Origin of the sequence: Streptomyces sp. KL116D (assembly GCF_030766975.1) — a bacterium.
Classification (GTDB): Bacteria; Actinomycetota; Actinomycetes; order Streptomycetales; family Streptomycetaceae; genus Streptomyces; species Streptomyces longispororuber_A.
In genome coordinates this window covers 25777-41893 of record NZ_JASERH010000026.1, presented here as the reverse complement: position 1 = coordinate 41893, position 16117 = coordinate 25777, and the positions used below count along the sequence as shown (strand labels likewise).

The window sequence follows — 16117 nt, the reverse complement described above, 5'->3', positions numbered from 1 at the left end:
CGCAGGAGGCCGGTCCCGGGACGGCCGTCAGCCGGTGAACCGCAGGTACCGCGGGGGTACGGCGGCGGTGAGCCAGACGCCGTTGGTGCTCACCCGGAAGACGTGGCCGTCGTGGTGCATGGCGCCCGCGTCGACCGGCAGCACGATCGGCCGGCCGCGCCGGGCGCCGACCCGGGTCGCCGTCTCGCGGTCCGCGGAGAGGTGGACGTCGTGCCGGGCCATGGGGCGCAGCCCCTCCGCCCGGATCGCGTCGAGGTGGCGGGCGACGGTGCCGTGGTACAGGTACGCGGGCGGCTCCGCGGGGGCGAGGCCGAGGTCGACGTCGATCGTGTGGCCCTGGTTGGCGCGGATCCGGGCGCCGTCGATCGTGAAGCGCCGCTTGTCGTTGACGGCGACGACGTGGTCGAGCTCGTCCCGGCTGATCCGGAAGCCGTGCGCGGCGGCCGCGGCGAGCAGCTCCCCGATCTCCACCCAGCCGGCCTCGTCGAGGGTCAGGCCGATCCGCTCCGGTTGGTGACGCAGGTGCTTCGAGAGGTACTTCGACACCTTGACGGTGCGTTGCTCATTCATGGCGCCAGGGTGCCCGGGAGTCGTCCGGAGCGCAGGTGGATTTCACTCAGAAATTTTTGCTCGCATGTTTGATCCACAAGCAAGTCCGGTTATCCACAGGGGAATTGGCAATCCTGTGGACAACTCTCAATCGGATGGCCCCATTTGGTCAACTATGCTGGATTTAGGGTTGTTTGAGGTCAATGCATCCAATGTCCTTGCCTGTACCTCGCGTTCGGCGGCCGCCGCGATGAACGCCGAGACGTTCTGCGGCCCAACCAGCGTGCGGACGGCCCGCATTGTCGCGGCCGGTACGGTGACGGACTGCGGCTCGTCCACGGGGGACGCCACCGGGCCCTCGGCCAGGTGCCGGTGCAGGTGCTTGGTCGCGAACAGCCGCATGGCCCGCGCCAGTTCGGCGTCGACCGACTGCTGGGCGAGCGGGCGCAGCCGGCGTACGAGCGAGGCCGCCTCGGCGGCTTCCGCGTCCGTGGGCGGATACGGGCCGAGATAGCGCGCGAAGACGTGCTCGGTCGTGAACTCCAGGAAACGCGCCGCTATGTGCTCGATCTGCCCCCTCAACTCACGCAGGTGGCCGGAGATTGCGGACAGCGGAACTCCCGCCGCGTACAACTCCACCGCCACGGACAGCTCTTGGGGGCTCGGGACGAGGAACTCGTCGGACTTTCCCGGTACCCGCTCCAGCACGCCCAGCTCGATCGCGTCCTGCACGGCGGCCTCGTCGGGGTCCCCGCCGAACCTCTCGTCCAGCTCGGTCCGGGTGATGCGGCCCGCCCGCTCGTCCGTCCACGGGCCGTCCACCTCGGCGACCAGACCGAGTACGCCGCCGAGGCCCCGCCCCGCGTCCCAGGCCTCCAGGAGTTCCTTGATCGACGCCAGGGTGTAGCCGCGGTCGAGCAGGTCGGCGATCTGGCGCAGCCGGGACAGGTGCGTGTCCGTGTACACATTGGCCCGGCCGCGGCGCTCGGGGCGCGGCAGCAGACCGCGGTCCTGGTAGGCCCGGATGGTGCGGACCGTGGCGCCGCTGTGGTGGGCCAGGTCCTCGATCCGGTATTCGGCGGCCGACTGCACCGATTGCTCCGTCACACCCACGCCCCTTGGTCGTACCTGGTCACAGCTGTGGAAGGGCCCGGTCCTGTCACGCGACGGCCGAGCGGCCGACCGCGCCGGCCGCCGCCCGGGCCGCGGGCGAGGCGGCCAGGTACTCGACCGCCTTGCGCAGCGAACCCTCCTGCGAGGGATGGTACGACCGACGCAGGTAGCGGGGGACGGCCGCACCCAACTCGCGCCAGGTGGGCAGCAGGCCGAGCGTCACCTCGTCGCAGCCCGTCCGGTCGTCCGCGCTCACAACGGCGGCTCCATCCGGGCGATCGCCCGCAGCGCCCTGGGCGTGAAGCGGGACATGAGGTGGGCGCCGCGCGCCTCCGGGGTGACCGGGACGACCGCCTTGTCGTGCACGACGGCGCTCAGGATCGCGTCGGCGACCTTCTCCGGCGGGTAGTTGCGCAGGCCGTACAGGCGCGAGGACTTCTTCTGGCGGCGCTTCTCCTCCTCGGCGTCGACCCCGGCGAACCGGGCCGTCGCCGTGATGTTCGTGTTCACCAGTCCCGGGCAGATCGCGGACACCCCGATGCCCTGGTCCGACAGCTCGGCGCGCAGGCACTCGCTCAGCATGAGGACCGCCGCCTTGGACGTGGAGTAGGCGGGCAGCGCCTTCGAGGGCTGGTACGCCGCGGCGGACGCGGTGTTCACGATGTGGCCGCCCTGTCCGCGCTCGGCCATCTGCTTGCCGAAGAGCCGACAGCCGTGGATGACGCCCCACAGGTTCACGTCGAGGACCTTCTTCCAGTCCTCCGGGGTCGTGTCGAAGAAGGACCCGGACAGACCGATCCCCGCGTTGTTCACCAGGACGTCGAGCACGCCGTACTCGGCGGCGACCTTCTCGGCGAGCTTCTCCATGGCCTGCTCGTCGGTCACGTCGACGGTCTCGGCCCAGGCCTTCGGCGCGCCGATGAGCTGGGCCATCTCGGCGGTGCGCGCGGCGCTCTCGGCGTCCCGGTCGACCGCGATCACGCGCGCGCCGGCCTCGGCGAACGCGAACGCGGTGGCCCGGCCGATGCCGCTGCCCGCGCCGGTCACCAGGACGAGCTGGCCGCCGAACCGGTCCGCGTACTTGCCGTCGGCCACGGTGCGCTGCGCGGGCACGCCCGCCTCCAGGTCCTCGTTCGTCGTCACGAACTCGCCGATCCAAGCGGCCAGTTGGTCCGGCCTGGTGCGCGCCACCCAGTGCTTGGCGGGCAGCGTGCGGCGGGTCAGCCGGGGCGCCCACAGCTCCAGCCGGTCGTACAGCTTCGGCGACAGGAAGGCGTCGCCGAGCGGCGTGATGAGTTGCACGGGCGTGTGCGCGTACGCGTCCTCCCGGGGGCGGCGCAGCCTCGCCCGCACGTTGTCCCGGTAGAGCCACGCGCCGTGCGCGGCGTCGGAGGGCAGGGACGGCGTCGGGTAGTCACCGGCCGGGACCCGCTCCACGCGCTCCAGGATCTTCGGCCAGCGCTTGCCGAGCGGGCCGCGCCAGGCCAGCTCGGGCAGGACGGGCGTGTGCAGCATGTACACGTACCAGGACTTGGCGCCCTGGCCGAGGAGCTGGCCGACCTTGCGGGGCGTGGGTCGCTTCATGCGCTGCTTGATCCAGTGCCCGAAGTGGTCGAGGGACGGGCCCGACATCGAGGTGAAGGACGCGATGCGGCCCTCGGTGCGCTTGACCGTGGCGAACTCCCACGACTGCACCGAACCCCAGTCGTGCCCCACCAGGTGGACGGGCCGGTCGGGGCTCACGGCGTCGATGACCGCCAGGAAGTCGTCGGTCAGCTTCTCCAGCGTGTAGCCGCCGCGCAGCGGGGCCGGCGCCGTGGAGCGGCCCATCCCGCGCACGTCGTAGAGCACCACGTGGAAGCGGTCCGCGAGGCGGGTGGCGACCTCCGACCACACCTCCTTGGAGTCCGGGTAGCCGTGCACGAGCACGACGGTCGGCCGCGCCGCGTCGCCGAGTTCGACGACGCACAGCTCGACCCCGCCCGTGCTCACCCAGCGCTCGCGCGCGCCATGGATCTTCATCAGGTCCGTCATCAGATGCCCTCCGCCCAGCGCCGCACGTGCGGCAGATCGTCGTCCAGCCAGAAGGCGCTCTCCTCGGGGTCCGTGGAGTCCGTGACCACGAGGATCTCCTCGAACTTCGCGCCCGTGCCCCTGAATCCGAGGTGCGGCTCCACCGCCCACAGGCCGGGCCGCGGCGGGTGGTCGGAGAATCTGTACGGCGACCACAGCGGCGACCAGCCGTCCCGGTGTCCGTGCACCGCGTCGCTCGCCAGGCCCTTGAGCGACTGCGTGCCGAAGCCGAACAGCGTGGGGTTGATCCGCCGCTCCCTGACCCGGTCGACCTTGTGCGCGATGACGCCGAAGGGGTACGCCCGGTGCCGGTTCGCATAGCCCTGGCGGACCATCAGCCGGTCGACGTCCTCGTAGATCTCGCGCAGCGTGCGGCGCTCCCGCACCTCGCGCAGGATCAGCTCGCGATGGGCCTCCAGGTCCGCGAGCAGCTTGTCGTGCACGGGGTTGAGGCCCAGGCAGCCCGAGTAGCCGATGTCCGCGGTGAAGCCCTTGTGGACCGGAGCCATGTCGAGGATGAACGGCATCCCCGCCTCGAGCCTGCGGTTCGTCGGGAAGAACTGCAGCGGTATGCGGAAGTTCGCGAACGCCGTGCGGTCCCCGAACCAGGCGAAGGGCAGGTGGAACCAGTCCCGCACCCCGCGCTCGCGCAGCCACTCCCGCTGCATCCGCGCCGCCTCGCGCTCCGTCACCCCGGGCTTGAGCTGTGCCGCGACCGCTTCCGCGCAGGCGTACGCGAGCGTCTGCACTTCCCTGAACCCCCGCAGCTCCGCGGAGAGTTCCCGTACCACTGCTGAGGTCATGCCACCGTCCGTCCCGGTCACGGCCGCCCGTGACCGGGCCGTCGCCGTACGCGCTCGTAACTTGACACTGATGAATGTGACAATGCCTGGCGGCGACGTCAAGGGGCCTGCAGCAAGCTGTGGAAAAGCTCCCTGATGTGCACAGTGCGGCCACCGGGACGAGGGAAGGGCCCGGTCGGGACGGGCTACTCAGGTAGGACCCCTAGGGACCCGTAATACTCAGGTCTCATACGAGGTCGACCCCACGGTCTGACGCCCGGGTGTGGTCTGCGCCACTACCGTCGAAACGTGACTGTGATCGCGACCGAAAGCCTGAGCAAGCGGTTCCCCCGGGTGACCGCGCTTGACCGGCTGACCATGGACATCGGGCCCGGTGTGACCGGACTCGTCGGAGCCAATGGAGCCGGCAAGTCCACCATGATCAAGATCCTGCTGGGTCTGTCCCCCGCCACGGAGGGCCGCGCCGAAGTGCTCGGCCTCGACGTCGCGACCAAGGGCGCCGAGATCCGCGAGCGGGTCGGGTACATGCCGGAGCACGACTGTCTGCCGCCCGACGTCTCGGCCACCGAGTTCGTCGTCCACATGGCGCGGATGTCCGGACTGCCCCCGACCGCGGCCCGCGAGCGCACGGCGGACACGCTGCGCCACGTCGGCCTGTACGAGGAGCGCTACCGCCCCATCGGCGGCTACTCGACGGGCATGAAGCAGCGCGTGAAGCTGGCCCAGGCGCTGGTCCACGACCCGCAGCTGGTGTTCCTGGACGAGCCGACGAACGGGCTCGACCCGGTCGGCCGGGACGACATGCTCGGCCTGATCCGCCGCGTCCACACGGACTTCGGCATCTCGGTCCTGGTCACCTCGCACCTGCTCGGCGAGCTGGAGCGCACCTGTGACCACGTCGTCGTCATCGACGGCGGCAAGCTGCTGCGCTCCAGCTCCACCACGGACTTCACGCAGAACACGGCGACGCTCGCGATCGAGGTCACCGACACCGACGAGCACCCCGACGGCACGCGCGCGTTGCGCGACGCCTTCGCGCGGCGCGGCATCGAGACGCACACGGGCGGCGAGCTGCCGGGCGCCGGGCACACCGTCCTCATCACCGCACAGGGCGAGGAGACGTACGACATCGTGCGCGACGTCGTCGCCGACCTCGGCCTCGGCCTGGTCCGCATGGAGCAGCGCAGGCACCAGATCGCGGAGGTCTTCCGCCCGGCGGCCGAGCAGCAGCAGGAGCAGCTCGCCTCCGTGACCGCACAGCAGACGGGAGGCGGGCGCGATGACCACTGAGCCCATGCCCACGGACCGCGCGTCCACCCAGATCCACAACATCGGCTACCGCCACTACGACGGCCCGCGCCTCGGCCGCGCGTACGCCCGCCGCTCGCTCTTCTCGCAGAGCCTGCGCGGCGCGTACGGCCTGGGCCGCTCGGCCAAGTCGAAGGTGCTGCCGATGCTGCTCTTCGTCGTGATGTGCGTACCGGCCCTGATCATGGTCGCGGTCGCCGTCGCCACGAAGGCGAAAGACCTCCCGCTGGACTACACGCGCTACGCGATCGTCCTCCAGGCGGTGATCGGCCTCTACGTGGCGTCCCAGGCGCCGCAGGCCGTCTCCCGCGACCTGCGCTTCAAGTCGATCCCCCTCTACTTCTCGCGGCCCATCGAGCGCGTCGACTACGTGGTCGCGAAGTTCGCCGCCATGGCATCGGCCCTGTTCATCCTCACGGCCGCGCCGCTGATCGTCCTCTACGTAGGCTCGCTGCTCGCCAAGCTGGACTTCACCGAGCAGACCAAGGGATTCGCCCAAGGACTGGTATCCGTGGTGCTGTTGTCGCTGCTTTTCGCCGGGATCGGCCTCGTCGTCTCCGCCGTCACCCCCCGCCGCGGCTTCGGCATCGCCGCCGTCATCGCCGTCCTGACCATCTCCTACGGGGCGGTCTCCACGGTCCAGGCGATCGCGGACACGCAGGACAACGGCAGCGCGGTGACCTGGCTCGGCCTCTTCTCGCCGATCACGCTCATCGACGGCGTACAGACCGCCTTCCTCGGCGCCACGTCCGCCTTCCCCGGAGCCGACGGACCCTCGGCCGGCCAGGGCGTGATCTATCTGCTCGTCGTCCTCGGGCTCATCGCAGGCTCCTACGGACTGCTGATGCGCCGCTACCGGAAGGTCGGACTGTGACCTCGATCAACATCGACCACGTATCGCGCTGGTTCGGCAACGTCGTCGCGGTCAACGACATCACGATGACCATCGGCCCCGGTGTCACCGGCCTGCTCGGTCCGAACGGCGCGGGGAAGTCCACGCTGATCAACATGATGGGCGGCTTCCTGGCCCCGTCGAACGGATCGGTGACCCTCGACGGGCAGCCGATCTGGCGCAACGAGCAGATCTACCGGCACATCGGCATCGTCCCCGAGCGCGAGGCGATGTACGACTTCCTCACGGGACAGGAATTCGTCGTCGCCAACGCGGAGTTGCACGGCCTCGGCAAGAAGGCGGCCCAGCAGGCACTCGCCACCGTCGAGATGGAGTACGCGCAGGACCGCAAGATCTCGACGTACTCCAAGGGCATGCGCCAGCGCGTGAAGATGGCGTCCGCGCTGGTCCACGACCCGTCGGTGCTCCTCCTCGACGAGCCGTTCAACGGGATGGACCCGCGCCAGCGGATGCAGCTCATGGACCTGCTGCGCCGCATGGGGGACGAGGGCCGCACGGTGCTCTTCTCCTCGCACATCCTCGAAGAGGTCGAGCAGCTCGCCTCGCACATCGAGGTGATCGTCGCCGGACGGCACGCTGCCAGCGGCGACTTCCGCAAGATCCGCCGGCTGATGACCGACCGCCCGCACCGCTACCTGGTCCGCTCCAGCGACGACCGCGCGCTGGCCGCCGCACTGATCGCGGACCCGTCGACGGCGGGCATCGAAGTCGACCTGAAGGAGGGCGCGCTGCGCATCCAGGCCGTCGACTTCGGCCGGTTCACGGTGCTGCTCCCGAAGGTCGCGCAGGCCCACGGCATCCGCCTGCTCACGGTCTCGCCGTCCGACGAGTCCCTCGAGTCCGTCTTCTCGTATCTCGTCGCGGCCTAGTCACGGCGTAGGAGGCCCTGATGTACGACCCCACTGTCGCCCGGCTCACCTACCGAGCGCTGCTCGGCCGCCGCCGGGCCCTCATCCTCTTCGCGCTGCCGGTGCTGCTCGTCGTGATCGCCGCACTGGTGCGCGGCCTCACGGGAGCCGACGACCAGACCGCGTCCGACGTCCTGGGCGGCTTCGCGCTCGCCACGATGGTGCCGCTCATCGGCGTCATCGCGGGCACCGGCGCGATCGGCCCGGAGATCGACGACGGCTCCGTCGTCTATCTGCTGTCGAAGCCGATCAAGCGGCCCACGATCATCTTCACCAAGCTCATCGTGGCCGTCGCCGTCACGATGGTGTTCTCCGCCGTCCCGACGCTGATCGCGGGCCTGATCCTGAACGGGAACGGGCAGCAGATCGCCGTCGCGTACACGATCGCCGCCCTCGTGGCCTCCATCGCGTACGCCGCGATCTTCCTGCTGCTCGGCACGGTCACCCGGCACGCGGTCGTCTTCGGCCTGGTCTACGCCCTCGTCTGGGAGGCCCTCTTCGGCTCCCTGGTCGCCGGGGCGCGCACCCTCAGCGTGCAGCAGTGGTCCCTCGCGGTCGCCCACAAGGTGTCCGGCGGCGACCTCGTCACCTCGGACGTGGGCCTGCCCCTCGCGACCGTGTTCCTGGTGGCCGTGACCGTCCTGGCGACCTGGTACGCGGGGCAGAAGCTGCGCACGCTGAAGCTGGCGGGCGAGGAGTAGTCCCGGCGCCGGCTCCGTGATCTTGACGCTGCCTTCACCCTCCCGTCCGGACACTGAGGGGAGGGTGCGCTGTCCGATGTGCCGCCCGAGGAGGACCCGAGATGGCATCCGAACCGATCCGCGAGGGGGACCGGCCCGGTCAGGGCGACGACACCTGGGACGACGTGGTCCTGGACGCCGACTTCATCCGCTCGGCGGAGACCGCCGAGCCGTCCGCGCGGGCGCGTATGCTCACCGCCCGGTGGGCCGACGGAGGACCGGATCCGCAGCCCTGGCGCTCGGACGAGCCACCCGCGGGCTGGTTCTTCAGCAAGGCGCGGCGGCGCAGGTGGCGGCGCCGCAAGTGAGCCGCGATCCGTGCCGCGTTTTATTCGGTGGCGGTGAACTCGGCGCGGGGGCACAGTAGTTGTGTCACCGCGCCGACCGGTTCCGATGCCGCCGGCGCCCGTCCACTGGGAGAGGAGCGAGACGATGATGATCAGTAGTCCGTCCAGCTCCCGACAGGGCAGCCCCAGGCCGGCTCCGGAGTAGTCACTGCACTCCGTGGAGCCCCCGCCCCAGGGGTACTGCCCGGGGCGGCCGCTTCGAGCACGTGCCCTCAGCGGCACGTGGGCCGCCCACCCGGAGGATTGGCCGAGTGGTAAGGCAGCGACTTGCACTGTGCTTGATTGAAAGCGAGTCGTCGTCGGGGCTGACCCCCCGCGCGCGTTCGATCCGCGCATCCTCCGCCCACCGTCGCAGCCGTTGCGGAGCTCAGCCCACTGATACGGGCTGAGCCCACCGTTGCCGGGCTCAGCCCAGCAACCGCTCCAGCACCACCGCGATCCCGTCGTCCGCGTTCGACGACGTGACCTCGCTGGCCACCGACTTCAGCTCCGCGTGCGCGTTGGCCATCGCCACGCCGTACGACGCCCAGCCGAACATCGGGATGTCGTTGGGCATGTCGCCGAAGGCGATCGTGTCCGCCGCCTTCGCGCCCAGGCGGCGGGCCGCCAGGGAGAGGCCCGTGGCCTTGGAGAGGCCGAGCGGGAGCAGCTCCACGATGCCCTCGCCGGCCATCGTGACGCCGACCAGATCGCCGGCCACGGAGCGCGCCACCGCCGCCAGCTCGTCGTCCGTCATGCGGGGGTGCTGCACGTACACCTTGTTGAGCGGCGCGGCCCACAGCTCCGAGACGTCCGTGAACGGTACGGCCGGCAGATGCCCCTCGCCCACCTGGTACCCGGGGCCGACGATCACCTCGCCCTCCAGGCCGTCCCGGCTCGCGGCCAGCGCCAGCGGGCCGAGCTCCGCCTCGATCTTCGACAGCGCCAGACCGGCCAGCTGCCGGTCGAGCGTCACGGACGTGAGGAGCCGGTGCTCCCCCGCGTGATAGACCTGCGCGCCCTGGCCGCACACCGCGAGTCCCTCGTACCCGAGGTCGTCGAGGATGTGCCGGGTCCAGGGCACGGCCCTGCCGGTCACGATGATGTGCGCGGCGCCCGCCGCGGTGGCCGCGGTGAGCGCCTCACGGGTGCGCGTGGAGACGGTCTCGTCGGGACGCAGCAGCGTTCCGTCGAGGTCGGTCGCGACGAGCTTGTACGGAAACGCAGGTGTCACGGGAGCGGGGTGGCTCACTTGGGGATCGGCTCCAGACTGCACTTATTTGGGGTCAAGAGTGGTTCGTCCCCCGAGGTACGGACGCAGCACCTCCGGCACGTGCACGGAGCCGTCGGCCTGCTGGTGATTCTCCAGGATGGCGACGATCGTGCGCGGAACGGCACACAGCGTGCCGTTCAGCGTCGCGAGGGGCTGGACCTTCTTGCCGTCCCGCATCCGGACCGACAGGCGGCGTGCCTGGAAGCCGTCGCAGTTCGACGCCGAGGTCAGCTCGCGGTACTTGCCCTGCGTCGGGATCCACGCCTCGCAGTCGAACTTGCGCGAGGCGGAGGAGCCGAGGTCACCGGTGGCGACGTCGATCACCTGGAAGGGCAGCTCCAGGCCGGTCAGCCACTGCTTCTCCCAGTCCAGGAGCCGCTGGTGCTCGTTCTGCGCGTCCTCCGGGTCGACGTACGAGAACATCTCGACCTTGTCGAACTGGTGCACGCGGAAGATGCCGCGGGTGTCCTTGCCGTACGTGCCCGCCTCGCGGCGGAAGCAGGGCGAGAAACCGGCGTAGCGCAGCGGGAGCTGGTCCGCGTCGATGATCTCGTCCATGTGGTACGCGGCGAGCGGGACCTCGGAGGTGCCGACCAGGTAGTAGTCGTCCTTCTCCAGGTGGTACACGTTCTCCGCGGCCTGGCCGAGGAAGCCGGTGCCCTCCATGGCGCGCGGGCGCACCAGGGCCGGGGTCAGCATCGGCGTGAAGCCGGCCTCGGTGGCCTGCGCGATCGCCGCGTTGACGAGCGCGAGCTCCAGGAGCGCGCCGACGCCCGTCAGGTAGTAGAAGCGCGAGCCGGAGACCTTCGCGCCGCGCTCGACGTCGATGGCGCCGAGCGCCTCGCCGAGCTCCAGGTGGTCCTTGGGCTCGAAGCCCTCGGCGCCGAAGTCGCGGATCGTGCCGTGCGTCTCCAGGACGACGAAGTCCTCCTCGCCGCCGCGCGGGACGTCGGGGTGCACGATGTTGCCGAGCTGGAGCGCCAGGCGCTGGGTCTCTTCCTCGGCCTCGCGCTGCTCGGCCTCGGCCGCCTTCACGGCGGCGGACAGCTCGCCCGTCTTCTTCAGCAGCTCCTGGCGCTCCTCGGGGGAGGCCTTGGGGATCAGCTTGCCGAGCGACTTCTGCTCGGAACGGAGTTCGTCGAAGCGGAGCCCGGACGACCTGCGCCGCTCGTCGGCGGACAGGACGGAGTCGACGAGCGCGACGTCCTCTCCACGGGCGCGCTGGGAGGCGCGAACACGGTCGGGGTCCTCACGGAGCAGGCGAAGGTCAATCACCCCTCAAGGCTACCGGTGCGCGGTTCCGGCTCTCGACCCGATATCCGTTGCGCTGCTTTATGCCCTATTTGCCGGAATGTGAATTAAGGGCGGAACGCAACCGGAAAAGATCGACACGGGGCCTGTGGGCGACTGTCAATAAGATCGCCGCCTTTCCCTGGAAAGGGGCATGTGGAAGGTGCCGCCTTGACTCGACTCCCTTGCGGGAGCCGGGACTTGGGCCTCCGTTGTCCACAGGAGTACACAGCTTCGAAGAGTTATCCACAGGCTGTGAGAAAGAACTGTGGACACCGGAAGTGATGGTTCCGAAAGCCGCATGTGTGGCGAAGGATTCCCGTTCCAAACCCGACTCATGCTCACTTTCGGGTGGAAACCCTTCACTCCAAAGAGTTGATCAAGGGAAAAGGGTGGACGAGGGGTGACGTGCGGGGCTGTGGACGGACTTGTGGGCTGTAGGGCGATTTGTCGACCATGTCACGCCTTCCTGTCGACTTGTCCCCAGGTCGAGAAGGTCACCTGTGGATAACTCTTGTGGATGAAGAAAATCCGCTGGTAGGACAGGGTGCCGAGACCACAGGAAACCGGGCCCGACGGTGGAGAACCGGGCCCGGCGGGGTGCGACGGCTTGCTAGAAGCGGCCGTCCTGGCAGCGCGCCAGCCAGTCCGACGCCGCCACGAACTCGTCGTCGGACGTGCCCGTGCGCAGCGGCCGCACGTCCGTGACGGCGACGCCCGCACGCGGGTACGAACCGAGGAAGCGGACCTTCGGGCACGCCCGCTTCAGACCCATCAGCGCCTCGGCCACCCGGCGGTCCGCGATGTGGCCCTCCGCGTCGATGGCGAAGCAGTAGTCACCGATGCCCTTACCGGTGGGCCGGGACTGCAGCAGCATCAGGTTGACCCCGCGGATCGCGAACTGCTGGAGGAGCTCCATCAGGGCACCGGGGTGGTCCTCGCGCTGCCAGATGACGACCGACGTCTTGTCCGCGCCGGTCGGCGCCGCGGGCCGGGCGGGACGGCCGACCAGGACGAACCGGGTCTGCGCGTTCTCCGCGTCGTGGATCTCGGTGACCAGCGGCACCAGACCGTAGCGCTCGGCCGCGAACTCCCCGGCGAACGCCGCGTCGAACCGGCCCTCCTGGACGAGCCGCGCACCGTCCGCGTTCGACGCGGACGACTCCCAGGTCACGTCCGGCAGATGCGCCTTCATCCAGTTCCTGACCTGCGGCTGGGCCGCCGGATGCGCGGTGACCGTCTTGATCTCGCTCAGCGCGGTGCCCGGCCGGACCAGCAGGGCGAACGTGATGTCCAGCAGCACTTCGCGGTAGATCATCAGCGGCTCGCCCGCGACCAGCTCGTCGAGGGTCGTGGTGATGCCGCCCTCGACCGAGTTCTCGATCGGCACGAACGCGGCCTCGGCCTCGCCGTTGCGGACGGCGTCGAGCGCCGCGGGCACGGACACCACCGGGACGAGTTCACGGGTCGCCGTCTCCGGGAGCGTGCGCAGAGCGACTTCGGTGAAGGTGCCCTCGGGACCGAGATACGCGTAGCTGGCTGGCATGGGGTCACCCTAATGGGCCCTGTGGGACACGGCTCACGGACGCGGCACCGGCCACCGTGCCCCGCCCCTGCCCCCAGCCACCGCGACCGGAGCAGGCGGGGGCTCAGCCCTCCAGCAGCTCCTGCCCCACGTAGCCGCCCTTCGCCGCCCCGCCCGGCACCGCGAACAGCCCGCTCGCCTCGTGCCGGATGAACTGCGAGAGCGCGTCGCCGCGGTCGAGCTTGCGCTGCACCGGCACGAAGCCGCGCAGCGGGTCCGCCTGCCAGCACACGAAGAGCAGCCCCGCGTCCGGGACGCCGTCCGCGTCGAAGCCGTCGTGGAACGAGAACGGGCGGCGCAGCATCGCGGCCCCGCCGTTCTGGTCCGGGCGGCTGATCCGGGCGTGGGCGTTGATCGGGACGACGAGGTCACCGTTCGCGTCGGTCTTCTCCAGGTCGGGATCGGTCGTCTCGTCGCCGCCGCTCAATGGCGCACCGGTCGACTTCTTGCGGCCGATGACGTCCTCCTGCGCCTTCGTCGCGAGCTTCTCCCAGTCGTCCAGGAGCATCCGGATCCGGCGCACGACGGCGTACGAGCCGTTCGCCATCCACGCGGGCGAGCCCGAGCCCGGCACGAAGATCCGCCGGTCGAAGTCCGACTCCGACGGCTTGGGGTTGTTGGTCCCGTCGACCTGGCCCATCAGATTGCGGGCGGTCATCGGGTGGGAGGTGGCGCCGGGCGAGCGGTTGAAGCCGTTCATCTGCCAGCGCACCTTCGCCGCGCCGCGCGCGTCCTTCTGGAGAGCCCGCAGCGCGTGGAAGGCGACCAGGGAGTCGTCGGCGCCGATCTGCACCCACAGGTCGCCGTTGCTGCGCGCCTTGTCGAGGTGGTCGGAGAAGAAGTCCGGCAGCGGGTCGAGCGCGGCCGGGCGCTGCTTCTCCAGTCCCGTACGGGAGAAGAAGCCGTGGCCGAAGCCGAAGGTGACCGTGAGGGAGGACGGGCCGGCGTCCCGGGCGACATCGGTGTCGTCGGAGCCGGCCGGCTCGCCCGCCATCAGCCGCTGGGCCGTCGCCGACCAGCGGCGCAGCAGCGCGGCGGCCTCCTTGCGGCCCGCGCCCGCGGCGAGGTCGAAGGCGACGAGGTGGCCGCGGGCCTGCATCGGGGTGGTGATCCCGGGCTGATGTTTCCCGTGAAACATCACCTCGTCCGCGCCCAGCGACGTCAACGCGGCCTGCTGATCGGGGGAGTTCGAGGACGCCGTGGCATAGCCCGCGCCCGCGCCGACGGCGCCCAGGGCGATGCCGGTGGCGCCCGCCGTCCCGATCAGCCGCCGCCGGGAGATGCCCGACGGCGCGTCCTTGGTGGTGTCAGCCATGGTGGTTCAGCCGATCTTCGCGTTCTTGGTGACGGTCACTTGGTCGATGTCGGAGGTGCGCACGGTCATCGCGATCTTCCAGTCGCCGGCCACCGGGATCTGGACGCCGCTCGCGGTCCAGTGCCCCGTGGCGATGTGGTCGGGCACGACGGAGAGCGGGCCGATCTTCTTCGACTCCAGGGTGAAGGCGATCTTCACCTCGGGAACGTCGAAGGCCTTGCCGTTGGGCCGCTCCACGTAGACGTGCATGTCGTTGTCGCCGGTGCGGCCCGGGTCGAGGTCCAGCAGGACGGTGCCCTTGCCGTCCTCGCCCCCGGTGTCGAACGGCACCTTCAGGGAGAGCGGCCCCGACTGCGTCTGCGCGGCGGAGGTGGCGGACTTGGCCTCCTCCTCCGTACGGCCCGGCTCGGTGGAGGTCAGCACGGTGGTGACGGCGAGCAGGACGACCGCGACGCCCGCCTCGGCGAGCACGGAGCGGCGCAGCCCGAAGCGGTGCGGGTCGGCGTCGCGGACCCGCTTCTCCCGGGCGCTGTCCATCGCGGCACGCTGCCGGGCGAGCTGGGCGGCCCGCTCGGGGTCCTCGGTCTTGGCGCCGGCCCCGACGGTGACCGGCTCCTTCTTCTTCTCCTTCTTCTCCGCCGTGCGCTGCTCCACCACGGTCGTGGCGGCGGCCTCGGGGGACAGCCGCTCGGAGAGCCGGCCCGTCCACCGGCGCGAGATCCAGGCGATGCCGACGAGCACGGCCACCAGACCGATCTTGACCAGCAGCAGCTGCCCGTACCGCGTGCCGGTCAGCGCCGACCAGGAGCCGACCTGCCGCCACGACTGGTAGAGCCCGGTCGCCGCCAGGGTGGCGACGCTCCAGAACGCCACGCGGGAGAAGCGGCGTACCGCGGAACCCTCGATGGAGGGCGCCCGGTACAGCGCGACGAGCAGGGTCGTCAGGCCACCGAGCCAGGCCGCGACCGCGAGCAGGTGCAGCACGTCGACGGGCATCGCGAGGCCGGCCTGGATGCCGGTCGAGGCGTGCTCCGCCATGGCCCAGGTCGCGGCCAGACCGGCCGCGACGACGGTGCCGCCGATCGCGAGCCCGAAGGTGAGGTCCTTGATCTCCTTCTTGTCACCGTCCTCGGCCCGCTTCACATAGGCGCCGAACAGCACCGCGATGAAGAGCGCGGCCGCCGCGAGCAGCAGCAGACGGGACGTCAGCGCGGCACCGGTCTTCGTCTGCAGCACCTGGCCGAGCAGCGTCATGTCGAAGATGTCGGCGACCTTGCCCGACCCGGTGTACGAGCCGCGCATCAGGAGCATCGCGATGGTGGCCGCGGTCAGCGCGGTCCACGCCCCGACCACGACCCGCTGTACCGGCTTGATCCCGGCGCCGCGCGGCCAGCACCCGAGCACGAACGCGGCGCCGCCCACGAGCAGCATGAAGCCCGCGTACGAGACGTAGCGCGCGAAGCCGTAGAGGCCGCCGACGACACCGCCCCCGGCGTTCTGGTCGGCGACCACGGCGGCCGTCTTGGAGGGGGCGCCGATGGAGAAGGTGAAGGCACCGGAGACGGGGTGGCTGTCGGCCGAGACGACCTGGTAGGCGACGGTGAACGTGCCGTCGGGCAGCCCCGAGTGGAGGCCCACCGTGTACGTCGTGCCGCCCGCGCGGCCGACCTTGCCGTCGTCGACGCGCTTGCCCGAGGGGTCGAGCACGCGCACGGCGCCGCCGGACACGGCGATCTCCTCGGAGAAGCTCAGCGACACCTTCTCCGGCGCCGTCTCGACCACCGCTCCCTGCTGGGGGTCGCTCCCGGTCAGCGCGGCGTGCGCGGACGCGGGAGCGGCGCCGGCCAGGAGCGCTCCGGTGACGGCGAGGAACAGCAGCACCAGGTGCCACGTGCGGGGAGCGATGGTCTTCACGTGCGGT

General features: G+C 70.5%; 14 protein-coding genes, 1 tRNA gene and 1 pseudogene. 6 read left to right on the top strand and 10 right to left on the bottom strand.

Annotated elements, in window-relative coordinates; all coding sequences use genetic code 11:
• Positions 1–27 precede the first annotated feature (27 nt).
• From RBJ77_RS08055 to RBJ77_RS08035, 5 genes and pseudogenes are all read right to left on the bottom strand, one after another.
• Positions 28–570, bottom strand: coding sequence for an RNA 2'-phosphotransferase (locus RBJ77_RS08055; protein WP_372344306.1), 543 nt, complete (start codon positions 568–570; stop codon positions 28–30).
• A 126-nt stretch (positions 571–696) separates the two neighbouring features.
• The gene (locus RBJ77_RS08050; protein WP_372344305.1) at positions 697–1656 is read right to left on the bottom strand and encodes a MerR family transcriptional regulator; all 960 of its coding nucleotides are present in this window, start codon (positions 1654–1656) and stop codon (positions 697–699) included.
• Positions 1657–1708: 52 nt separating this feature from the next.
• Positions 1709–1885, bottom strand: a pseudogene (locus RBJ77_RS08045) (metal-dependent hydrolase); the annotation flags it as partial.
• Positions 1886–1914: 29 nt separating this feature from the next.
• Entirely contained in the window at positions 1915–3684 is a 1770-nt protein-coding gene (locus RBJ77_RS08040) for an SDR family oxidoreductase (protein WP_372344390.1), read from the bottom strand.
• Positions 3685–3695: 11 nt separating this feature from the next.
• Positions 3696–4538, bottom strand: coding sequence for a M24 family metallopeptidase (locus RBJ77_RS08035; protein WP_372344304.1), 843 nt, complete (start codon positions 4536–4538; stop codon positions 3696–3698).
• A 294-nt stretch (positions 4539–4832) separates the two neighbouring features.
• On the opposite strand from RBJ77_RS08035, the gene RBJ77_RS08030 reads away from it, so the two are divergent.
• From RBJ77_RS08030 to RBJ77_RS08005, 6 genes are all read left to right on the top strand, one after another.
• On the top strand, positions 4833–5828 hold the full coding sequence (locus RBJ77_RS08030) for an ABC transporter ATP-binding protein (protein ID WP_372344389.1): 996 nt from the start codon (positions 4833–4835) through the stop codon (positions 5826–5828).
• Positions 5818–6720: an ABC transporter permease gene (locus RBJ77_RS08025; protein WP_372344303.1), complete on the top strand. Its 903-nt coding sequence runs from the start codon at positions 5818–5820 to the stop codon at positions 6718–6720. Before RBJ77_RS08030 ends, RBJ77_RS08025 begins: the two co-directional genes overlap by 11 nt.
• Positions 6717–7628, top strand: a complete 912-nt coding sequence (locus RBJ77_RS08020) for an ABC transporter ATP-binding protein (RefSeq protein ID WP_372344302.1) — start codon at positions 6717–6719, stop codon at positions 7626–7628. The genes RBJ77_RS08025 and RBJ77_RS08020 overlap by 4 nt, the downstream gene beginning before the upstream one ends.
• Positions 7629–7648: 20 nt before the next feature.
• Entirely contained in the window at positions 7649–8368 is a 720-nt protein-coding gene (locus RBJ77_RS08015; protein WP_255977265.1) for an ABC transporter permease, read from the top strand.
• 101 nt (positions 8369–8469) lie between these two features.
• Positions 8470–8715, top strand: a complete 246-nt coding sequence (locus tag RBJ77_RS08010; RefSeq protein WP_372344301.1) for a hypothetical protein — start codon at positions 8470–8472, stop codon at positions 8713–8715.
• A 276-nt stretch (positions 8716–8991) separates the two neighbouring features.
• Positions 8992–9096 (top strand) — tRNA-OTHER (locus tag RBJ77_RS08005).
• Between the two features lie 64 nt (positions 9097–9160).
• On the opposite strand, the gene RBJ77_RS08000 is transcribed toward RBJ77_RS08005, so the two are convergent.
• The 5 genes from RBJ77_RS08000 to RBJ77_RS07980 all read right to left on the bottom strand — a co-directional run bounded on the left by RBJ77_RS08000 (position 9161) and on the right by RBJ77_RS07980 (position 16110).
• Positions 9161–9967, bottom strand: a complete 807-nt coding sequence (locus RBJ77_RS08000; protein ID WP_372344300.1) for an HAD family hydrolase — start codon at positions 9965–9967, stop codon at positions 9161–9163.
• A gap of 42 nt (positions 9968–10009) precedes the next feature.
• Entirely contained in the window at positions 10010–11281 is a 1272-nt protein-coding gene (serS, locus tag RBJ77_RS07995) for a serine--tRNA ligase (protein WP_372344299.1), read from the bottom strand.
• A 628-nt stretch (positions 11282–11909) separates the two neighbouring features.
• Positions 11910–12842, bottom strand: a complete 933-nt coding sequence (pheA, locus tag RBJ77_RS07990; RefSeq protein WP_372344298.1) for a prephenate dehydratase — start codon at positions 12840–12842, stop codon at positions 11910–11912.
• A 103-nt stretch (positions 12843–12945) separates the two neighbouring features.
• Positions 12946–14196 (bottom strand): iron uptake transporter deferrochelatase/peroxidase subunit, encoded by a 1251-nt coding sequence (gene efeB, locus RBJ77_RS07985; RefSeq protein ID WP_372344297.1) that lies wholly within the window; start codon positions 14194–14196, stop codon positions 12946–12948.
• A 6-nt stretch (positions 14197–14202) separates the two neighbouring features.
• Entirely contained in the window at positions 14203–16110 is a 1908-nt protein-coding gene (locus RBJ77_RS07980; RefSeq protein WP_372344296.1) for a copper resistance CopC/CopD family protein, read from the bottom strand.
• Between the last annotated feature and the right edge of the window lie 7 nt (positions 16111–16117).

Bases quoted from the DNA above. Each gene is read 5' to 3' on its own strand.
- RBJ77_RS08025 (WP_372344303.1), top strand. From the start codon at position 5,818: ATGACCACTGAGCCCATGCCCACGGACCGCGCGTCCACCCAGATCCAC.
- RBJ77_RS08035 (WP_372344304.1), bottom strand. From the start codon at position 4,538: ATGACCTCAGCAGTGGTACGGGAACTCTCCGCGGAGCTGCGGGGGTTC.
- RBJ77_RS08055 (WP_372344306.1), bottom strand. From the start codon at position 570: ATGAATGAGCAACGCACCGTCAAGGTGTCGAAGTACCTCTCGAAGCAC.
- pheA (WP_372344298.1), bottom strand. From the start codon at position 12,842: ATGCCAGCCAGCTACGCGTATCTCGGTCCCGAGGGCACCTTCACCGAA.
- RBJ77_RS08040 (WP_372344390.1), bottom strand. From the start codon at position 3,684: ATGAAGATCCATGGCGCGCGCGAGCGCTGGGTGAGCACGGGCGGGGTC.
- RBJ77_RS08010 (WP_372344301.1), top strand. From the start codon at position 8,470: ATGGCATCCGAACCGATCCGCGAGGGGGACCGGCCCGGTCAGGGCGAC.
- efeB (WP_372344297.1), bottom strand. From the start codon at position 14,196: ATGGCTGACACCACCAAGGACGCGCCGTCGGGCATCTCCCGGCGGCGG.
- RBJ77_RS08015 (WP_255977265.1), top strand. From the start codon at position 7,649: ATGTACGACCCCACTGTCGCCCGGCTCACCTACCGAGCGCTGCTCGGC.